We start from the raw sequence: 9,010 nt of genomic DNA on the forward strand, positions 1-9,010 counted from the left end.
GATGTGCCTTGACCGATTTATTATTAAAGTATTTCAGGACAAAGCAACAAGAGGTCCAAACGGAAAAAGTATATGATACTCAATGTCCATTTTGCAGTATGCAATGTAAAATGCAATTGATTGAGCAGTCGATCGTATCAAGAAAAACGTATAAAACAATAGGGAAAGATAACCCAACCTCACAAGGAAGATTATGTATTAAAGGAATGAATGCCCATCAGCATCCGTTCCATCAGGATCGAATATTGCATCCATTACTGAAAGTGGATGGAGAATTTGTTCGAATTACATGGGACGAAGCCCTTCAACATGTTAAAAAGCAGTTTGAGGAAATCCAAGCAGTGGATGGCCATGAGGCTTTGTCGATTTATGGCAGTGCATCGATCACAAATGAAGAAGCCTATCTGCTAGGGAAATTTGCAAGGGTAGCACTAAAAACGCCATATATTGATTACAATGGCCGTCTTTGTATGTCAGCAGCAGCTACTGCAGCCAATCAAACATTTGGGTTAGATCGAGGTCTTACCAACTCATTACAAGAGGTACCATTTACTCGAGTGATAATCCTAGCAGGAACAAATATTGCTGAATGCCAGCCAACGATCATGCCTTATTTTGAAAAAGCAAAAGAAAATGGTGCTTATATTATTGCGATTGACCCAAGAGAAACACCAACAACACAACTTGCTGATTTGCATCTTATGGTCAAACCGGGAATGGATGCGGCACTAGCTAACGGATTATTAAAGGTTATTATTGATGAAGGCTTGGTGGATGAAGAATTTGTTAAAGAACGAGTAACAGGTTTTGAGGAAGTGCGAAGCTACGTGAATACATTATCTCTAGACGAAATTGCTGAGATGACAGGAGTTCCGGTCGATCAGATGAAGACAGCGGCAATAAAATTTGCTGATGAAGAATCCGGGATGCTTTTTACAGCTAGAGGAGTAGAACAGCAAATCGATGGAACAGCGGCCGTCCGCAATATATTGAATTTTTTACTTGCAACAGGCAAAATCGGAAAGCCCTTCTCTGGATATGGAGCGATTACGGGGCAGGGAAATGGACAGGGGGCGCGTGAGCATGGACAAAAAGCAGACCAGCTTCCTGGATATCGATTAATTGAAAATGAGGAGCACAGGGAACATGTAGCCAAAGTATGGGGAATCGATAAGGATGAACTTCCTGGCAAGGGAGTATCAGCATATGAAATGTTTCAGAAAATCAATCATGGTGATATCACAGGTATGCTACTCGTCTGTTCTAATCCTGTTGTTTCTAATCCAAATGCCAATTTTGTGAAAGCAGCATTAAAGAAGTTAAAGTTTTTGGTAGCTGTTGATATGTTTATATCAGAAACTGCTCAGCTTGCGGATTTAATTCTCCCTGCCTCATCCTATCTAGAAGATGAGGGCACGATGACAAATCTTGAAGGACGTGTAACGTTAAGGGAAGCAAGTCGTCCATGTCCAGGTGAAGCAAAGAATGATTGGCAAATTATCTGCGAGATTGCAAAGGTGCTAGGAAAAGAGAAATATTTTCCGTTCCAAAAAGCAGAGGATATCTTTAATGAATTAAGAGAAGCAAGCCGCGGAGGAGCAGCAGACTATTATGGGATTACGTATGATAGAATCCGCAAAGAACAAGGCATCCTCTGGCCATGTCCGGATTTAGATCACCGAGGAACCAGCAGACTATTTGAAGAATCCTTTGCTCATGAGGATGGCAAAGCAAGGATGGTTCCTGTGTCTAATATTTCAGAATTACCAAAAGAAAAGCCTAGTGAGGAATTCCCCCTTTATTTAACAACCGGCCGTATCATGTCACACTATTTAACAGGAGTACAAACGAGAAAAAGTGCTGCACTCGCAGCAAGAAACTTTGAATCTTACTTAGAAATCCATCCTGGAACAGCGAAAAAATACAACATTGAGCAAAACACCCTTGTTTCCGTCTCATCTAGAAGGGGGACGATTAAAGTTAGAAGTAAAATCTCTGATACCATACGACCAGACACCGTATTTGTTCCTTTTCATTGGGCGGAAGATCAAAACGTCAACATGCTAGTCGGCGAAGACCTAGACCCATCCTGTAAAATGCCCGGATTTAAAGTAAGTGCTGTGAATATTGCGCCAGTTAATTAATTGCCAAGGAAATCGACATACAGTCGATTTCTTTTTTTGATTACACCATATTCAATCTTATTAGAGTAAAAAGTTCATTATAAAAGATGTGACATTCCATAGACGCTCTACTTGGCATCCAAGTTATTCCTCATGAAAAAACTACTTAATCACTTTATGTGGAAAAAGTGAATATAACCATTTACGAAAATAAATAAATAAAGATAATTACCGATTAAAGATAATAATCACTTTATTCATGATAAAGTAGGGGCTAGGGGGTTTTTTAAAAGGACTTCCGTATAGTGTAATAAAAAGGAGTGTTACGTACATATGAACGAGGACATCTCAAAAATTAATTATCAAGAAGTTATAGACTATTCACATGATCCCATCATCATCCATTGCAACCATAAAATTATTTATATTAATCAGGCTGCTGCCACTTTTTTTAAATGTAGTCCGGAAGAAGTGATAGGGGCAGATCCATTAGATATCTTTCAGGAATCTTCTAAACAAGCAATTACAAAAAGAATCAGCTCTGCTTATGACAAACCCGCGGAAGTAATTGAAGAGTTTGTCTATAAAATGGATGGGACAAAGGTTGAAGTGGAATTGTATTGTCACCCTTTAAAAATTGGAGATACAAAAGCTATTCAAAGCGTAATAAAAGATATTACCGAAAAAAGGGAAGTTGAGAAAAGAAATATAGAAACAGTAAGAGAAATAAATGAGTTAGCAACTACCCTTGTTCCTCTATTCAGAGGTGTTGTAGTCCTCCCTTTAGTTGGATCAATTGATGAAGGTAGAGCAACCTATTTAATTAATCATGTCCCAATTAAAGTAAAAGAGAGCAATGTAGAATGTATCATTATTGATTTTTCAGGAATCTATAAGTTAGATCATCTAGTAGCTGATATACTCTTTAAAATCACCAATGTGATGTCCATGTTAGGGGTGAAATGTATCATTTCAGGCATGCGTCCTGAGTTGGCGGTAATTGCTCTTGAATTAGATATCAATATAGCAGGAATCAGCTCATTTTCGACTGTTCAGGAAGCCATATGTTCTCTTGATTAAACCTCTCTATCCTTTTGCAAAAATGGTTGTATAAACAGTAAACTTATCTCGATCTATAGCCCTAGTCACTTCATGAAAAGTTACTGTAGAATAACGAATCCTTTTAAAAATACCCTTTTCTTAAACACTCATATAATTTTCAAAACCGGGAAGGATATGTCTATCAATTAATGAAAAGGATGTAAAAAACTAAAGTGAAAAAACTAAATTTGTTAATGATCCTTATGACCATTTTGCCTTGGCTGAGTGTTCCCCTACTTCGCGGCTTAACTTTTAAAAGATTTCTACCTGCCGCCTTATTCATGAGCCTTTATCTAGTTGCAGAAGGTCGATTCGCTGAAAAGAAAAAATGGTGGTGGTTTCCTTTCAATGTTCGACCTAATGTAGCTGCGGAATTGCCATTAATTTTTGGTCCGTTTTTAGTAGGTTCACTCTGGATATTAAAATATACTTATGGAAAATTTAATCTTTATCTACTCATTAACCTTTTAGTTGACTCAGTTTTTACCTACTTCGGAATAGAGTGGTTTAAGAAAATAGGTTATGTATCTTTAGTGAGACTTACAAAATTTCAATTATCACTTGTATTTTTAATAAAAACCTTTTTGTTATACGGTTTTCAAGTGGTTTATGAAAGGTACTTTCTGCAAAAAGCATCTTCTAACTAATAGTTAGACTTAAAAATATTAGACGAGTTCCCCTTATATATGGAATTACAAATAATATTCAAAAGCTACTTTTGCAATTAAATGAATGGTTTAAGGATATCCATGCTTAAACTTTTTGAAGATAACCAGTATGTATATTGGTTATCTTTTTCTATTTAAAGGATATATTTCACAAATTAACACACTTTTTTAGGGGATTAGGCCACCGTTGGTTAGGTTTTAATCAGTTGAAAGAGATGTGTTTTTTTATTTTTAAAAGTTTCCTTGCTCTAGAATTTTGCAAATCAATGATTAATGATAGGTGACCGAATTTAAAGGGTTCAATACATACTTTTCAAACTAATTCCAACAAAACCATGTTAGAAAACCTAACATGTATGTTAAATGTATCATTTAGCCGTGATATAGTTGAGGAAACTTTCCAAGGGGAGGAAAATCGAGTGAATAAAAAGAAGCTTGTACTAATAGGAAATGGAATGGCCGGAGTAAGAGCAATTGAGGAAATTCTAAAAATATCCCAAGATTCATTTGACATCACGATTTTTGGAACAGAACCGCACCCAAACTATAATAGAATTTTATTATCAAAGGTTTTACAAGGAGATACAGAAGTAAAAGATATCACGCTTAATGACTGGGCATGGTACGAAGAAAACAACATCACACTCTATACCGGTGAAACAGTAACGAAAATTGACTCAGAAATGAAAGTCATCTACTCAGATAAAGAACGAGTTGTCCCATACGACGAACTTATTATAGCAACAGGATCTGTTCCGTTCATCCTACCTCTTCCTGGTGCGGACAAAGAAGGTGTGACCGCCTTCCGTGATATTAAAGATACAGACATCATGCTTGATGCATCTGAAAAATACAAAAAAGCAGCCGTTATCGGTGGAGGATTATTAGGTTTAGAAGCGGCTCGTGGTTTATTAAATCTTGGAATGGATGTAACTGTTATTCATATTGCTCCAACATTAATGGAACGCCAACTAGATCATACAGCCGGTAAGATGCTTCAGCAAGAATTAGAAAAGCAAGGAATGAACTTTTTACTAGAAGCATCAACTGCTGAAATCTACGGAGATGAACGTGTAGAAGGCTTAAGGTTTAAAGATGGAAGTGAACTTGAGGCTGATTTAGTTGTTATGGCTGTTGGAATTAAACCAAATATTGCCCTTGCTGGTGAAAGTGGACTTGAAACAAATAGAGGGATCGTTGTAAATGACTTTTTACAAACCAATCTTCCGAATGTATATGCCGTTGGTGAATGTGCTGAACATAATGGCATTCCATATGGCCTTGTTGCCCCTTTATATGAACAAGGAAAAGTGCTGGCAAAACATATTTGTGGTGAACAAACAGATGGATATAAAGGATCTGTCCTATCAACACAGCTAAAGGTTTCCGGAGTGGAAGTGTTCTCGGCTGGTGACTTTATGGAAGGTGATGATAAAAAGTCCTTAAAAGTCTTTGATGAACAAGATGGAATCTACAAAAAAATTGTGTTAAGAGGGAATAAAATCGTTGGTGCTGTCTTATTTGGAGATAGTAAAGAAGGCAGTCGACTGTTCTCGATGATAAAAAAAGGTGCAGATATTTCCGATACAGAAAAAATTAGCATTTTACAACCAATTGGTGAAGAAGCTGGAGAAAGCCTTGTTGCTTCCATGCCGGATGATGAAATCATTTGTGGATGTAATGGAGTTTCAAAGGGTGCAATTGTTCAGGCCATCCAAGAAAAGGGTTGTACAACTGTTGATGCGATTAAAGGCTGTACGAGTGCATCTCGTTCATGTGGAGGATGTAAACCATTGGTCGCGGATGTTTTACAATATACACTTGGCTCTGACTTTGATGCAGCTGCCCAAAAAGAAGCAATCTGTGGCTGTACAACATTATCAAGAGATGAAGTTGTAGAAGAAATTAAAGCAAAAGGCTTAACACATATTAAAGAGGTAATGAATGTCCTTGAATGGAAATCTGAGGGCTGTTCAAAATGTCGCCCGGCTCTTAATTACTATTTAGCAATGGTTAACCCAACCGGCTATGCGGATGAAAGAGAATCACGCTTTGTTAATGAACGCATGCATGCAAATATTCAAAAAGACGGCACTTACTCTGTTGTTCCAAGAATGTACGGCGGTGTGACAAATGCAAGTGAATTGCGTCGGATTGCCGATGTTGTTGAAAAATATGAGATTCCATTAGTAAAAGTAACAGGTGGTCAACGTATTGACTTATTTGGGGTTAAAAAGGATGATCTACCGAAAGTATGGCAAGATCTTGATATGAACTCTGGTTATGCTTACGGAAAATCACTACGTACCGTAAAAACATGTGTTGGAGAAACATTCTGCCGCTTTGGAACACAAGACTCAATGGGCTTAGGCATTCGTTTAGAAAAGAAGTTTGAAGGTTTGCAAACACCTCATAAGGTAAAAATGGCTGTGTCTGCTTGCCCAAGAAGCTGTGCAGAATCAGGCTTTAAAGATATCGGCTTTATCGGAATTGATGGAGGCTGGGAAATTTATGTTGGTGGTAACGGTGGTACCCACGTACGTGGTGGAGATTTACTTTACAAAGTAAAAACAGATGATGAAGCAATGGAAATTACAGGTGCTTATCTACAATATTACCGCGAAACAGCAAACTATTTAGAACGTACCTCTGCTTGGATCGAACGCGTTGGCTTAGACCATGTCCAATCTGTTTTAGATGATAAAAAGAGACGTGCTGAGTTAAATGCTCGCATGGATGAAACATTATCTGTTTATAAAGATCCTTGGAAAGAAATTATTGAAGACCAGAAAACAAAGAAAGAGTTATTTGAAACAGTATCTTTATAGGGTGAAAATACAGAATATTTTGTCAGGGAGGACTTGGACATGAAAGAACTAACCAAAACGAAGGTGTATGTAGGAGCATTTCTAGAGCTACCAGAGCGAGTTGGTAAAACGGTCAAATTGGAGGAAGATAAAGAGGTTGCTGTTTTTAAGCTATCAAATGGGAAAATAAAGGCTATAGAAAATAAATGCCCACATAAAGGCGGCGTTTTAAGTGAAGGAATTGTCAGCGGTGAACACGTATTTTGTCCAATGCATGACTGGAAAATTTGCCTTGAAGATGGTGTTGTACAGGAACCAGATTTTGGTTGTGTGAAAACTTATGAAACAATCATTGATGACGGAGAGGTTTTTCTGTTAGTTTAATAAAGACGCTCTAGCTTATTGTGAAAATCTAAAGTATAGTAGTTGGATAAATTAACAATGGAGTTTCGAGAAACAAGTAAGGTTAGGTTGGATAGAGCCCTTACTTTAAAATCATAAAAAAGGTAGGGGGAGTAACGATGGGAATGAGCATTGGAAAGGTGTATCTAGTCGGAGCGGGTCCTGGAGATCAGGAATTAATCACTGTAAAAGGAATGGAAGCGATCAAGAAGGCAGATGTTATTCTTTATGATCGACTTGTAAACCCAAGGCTGCTTGAATACGCACCACCTACCTGTGAGCTAATCTATTGTGGGAAACTGCCTACTCGTCATTTTATGAGACAGCATGAAATCAATGCAACTTTAGCAGAGAAAGCATTAGCTGGCTTTACCGTTGTTAGATTAAAAGGCGGAGACCCAAGTGTTTTTGGTAGAGTAGGTGAGGAGGCCGAGGTTTTGGCAGAGCAAAATGTGCCATATGAAATCGTCCCCGGCATCACATCTGGTATTGCTGCTCCTCTATATGCTGGTATACCAGTAACACATCGAGATTATGCAGGATCATTCGCTGTCGTTACTGCCCATGATAAATCAAAAGAAGGTAAACCAAATATTGACTGGGAAGGCTTAGCAAGAGGCGTTCAAACAATTGCCTTTTATATGGGCATTTCAAACCTGGAGCATATTTGTGAAAATCTTGTGCTTCACGGTAAATCACCTGATACCCCAGTGATCATTATTAGGTGGGGAACATGGAGCAGACAGCAAAGTGTAGTAGGCACTCTTTCTACTATTGTTGAAAAAGTGCGAGAAGAAAAAATTCAAAACCCAGCCATTACATTAGTTGGCGATATTGTGGAAACAAGAGACAAAGTAAAATGGTTTGAAAATCAGCCTTTATTTGGTCAACAAATTTTATATGTTCGAGGAAGTGCTGAAGAAGAAAGCAATGCTCAGAACTTAAGAAATCAGGGTGCAGATGTGATTGAATGTCCTAAATGGACGGTAACAGAGAACGAAGTAGATAGTGAATTATTGGGGAGACTATCCTCATATAAGTCGATTTTATTTTTATCTTCCCAAGCAGTTACTGCCTTTTTCAATCAGTTGAAAAGGCATCGAGTTGATATTCGCCAGATTCGTGCAGAGCTTTGCTGTCAAAATGAAACAGCTTTAAACCAGTTAGAATTATTGGGATTATACCCTAGCTTGGAGATGCCTGGTCAAGAAAATCTTCTTATTGTTGGCTCTGAAATAACAGCTAAGAGAAAGCTAAATTTAGATTCTACCTATAAAGAATATGACTATCTAAGTATTTATCAATCCTATATTGATCAAAGATACGATTCAATTATAAAACGATCTATTGAAGATGCTGAACTTACATCGATTGTTTTTACTTCGGGAGATGCTGTGGAAACATGGATAAATGGAAAATTTCATGAAAACATGTTCTCTCAAGAAAATGAACAATCACTAGAAATTATTTGTGAAAATGATGAAGCATTAGACGCAGTTTTAAAGCACGGACTTCCTGCAAAATTAAATATGGAGTTATCTCTAATCTAATATAAGGCTGAATGCATAAAGGAGAACGTTATGCATTCAGCCTTGTTAGTTTTTAATATTCAATTTCTTCGTAATCCTTAGGTTGAGGAAGGGGTTGTTCAGGAAGGTTAATATTATATTCTGAAAAAGCTTCTGATTTTCTTTTGTATACTTTTCCCTTGTATGAATGTTCATTGTTTTTTTCATTGTTTCTTTGATCCATGCTAATCATCTCCTTCATCATCTTGTTATGTTTATCTTAACCATTATGAAGATTAACATGTTAAATGGAGATTTTTTTTATTTGGCGTGCCCAGCAAGCCGTAAATTGCTAATTGGTGAAAGTCCAATCTGAGTAAGTGCCAAGACGCTCAGTAGCT

General features: G+C 37.4%; 7 protein-coding genes. 6 read left to right on the forward strand and 1 reads right to left on the reverse strand.

The window, feature by feature from the left end:
- Positions 1–8 precede the first annotated feature (8 nt).
- The 6 genes from nasC to cobA all read left to right on the forward strand — a co-directional run bounded on the left by nasC (position 9) and on the right by cobA (position 8,651).
- Complete coding sequence (gene nasC, locus ACEWK1_RS18940) at positions 9–2,144, forward strand: assimilatory nitrate reductase catalytic subunit NasC (RefSeq protein WP_212135316.1); 2,136 nt, start codon at positions 9–11, stop codon at positions 2,142–2,144.
- A gap of 312 nt (positions 2,145–2,456) precedes the next feature.
- A complete protein-coding gene (locus tag ACEWK1_RS18945; RefSeq protein WP_212135317.1) occupies positions 2,457–3,203 on the forward strand; it encodes a PAS domain S-box protein in 747 nt (248 codons plus the stop codon).
- Positions 3,204–3,397: 194 nt separating this feature from the next.
- On the forward strand, positions 3,398–3,871 hold the full coding sequence (locus ACEWK1_RS18950) for a hypothetical protein (protein ID WP_416636559.1): 474 nt from the start codon (positions 3,398–3,400) through the stop codon (positions 3,869–3,871).
- Between the two features lie 440 nt (positions 3,872–4,311).
- Positions 4,312–6,720 (forward strand): nitrite reductase large subunit NirB, encoded by a 2,409-nt coding sequence (nirB, locus tag ACEWK1_RS18955; protein WP_212135318.1) that lies wholly within the window; start codon positions 4,312–4,314, stop codon positions 6,718–6,720.
- A gap of 39 nt (positions 6,721–6,759) precedes the next feature.
- A complete protein-coding gene (gene nirD / locus ACEWK1_RS18960; RefSeq protein WP_121663984.1) occupies positions 6,760–7,083 on the forward strand; it encodes a nitrite reductase small subunit NirD in 324 nt (107 codons plus the stop codon).
- A gap of 137 nt (positions 7,084–7,220) precedes the next feature.
- A complete protein-coding gene (gene cobA, locus ACEWK1_RS18965) occupies positions 7,221–8,651 on the forward strand; it encodes a uroporphyrinogen-III C-methyltransferase (protein ID WP_232273749.1) in 1,431 nt (476 codons plus the stop codon).
- A gap of 52 nt (positions 8,652–8,703) precedes the next feature.
- On the opposite strand, the gene ACEWK1_RS18970 is transcribed toward cobA, so the two are convergent.
- Positions 8,704–8,853, reverse strand: coding sequence for a hypothetical protein (locus ACEWK1_RS18970; RefSeq protein ID WP_162987516.1), 150 nt, complete (start codon positions 8,851–8,853; stop codon positions 8,704–8,706).
- Positions 8,854–9,010: the final 157 nt, after the last annotated feature.

This window comes from Metabacillus sp. YM-086 (assembly GCF_048059995.1).
Classification (GTDB): Bacteria; Bacillota; Bacilli; order Bacillales; family Bacillaceae; genus Metabacillus; species Metabacillus litoralis_B.

What these genes read in the sequence shown, in the direction of transcription:
- cobA (WP_232273749.1), top strand. Translation starts at nt 7,221, where the DNA reads ATGGGAATGAGCATTGGAAAGGTGTATCTAGTCGGAGCGGGTCCTGGA.
- ACEWK1_RS18970 (WP_162987516.1), bottom strand. Translation starts at nt 8,853, where the DNA reads ATGGATCAAAGAAACAATGAAAAAAACAATGAACATTCATACAAGGGA.
- ACEWK1_RS18945 (WP_212135317.1), top strand. Translation starts at nt 2,457, where the DNA reads ATGAACGAGGACATCTCAAAAATTAATTATCAAGAAGTTATAGACTAT.
- nirD (WP_121663984.1), top strand. Translation starts at nt 6,760, where the DNA reads ATGAAAGAACTAACCAAAACGAAGGTGTATGTAGGAGCATTTCTAGAG.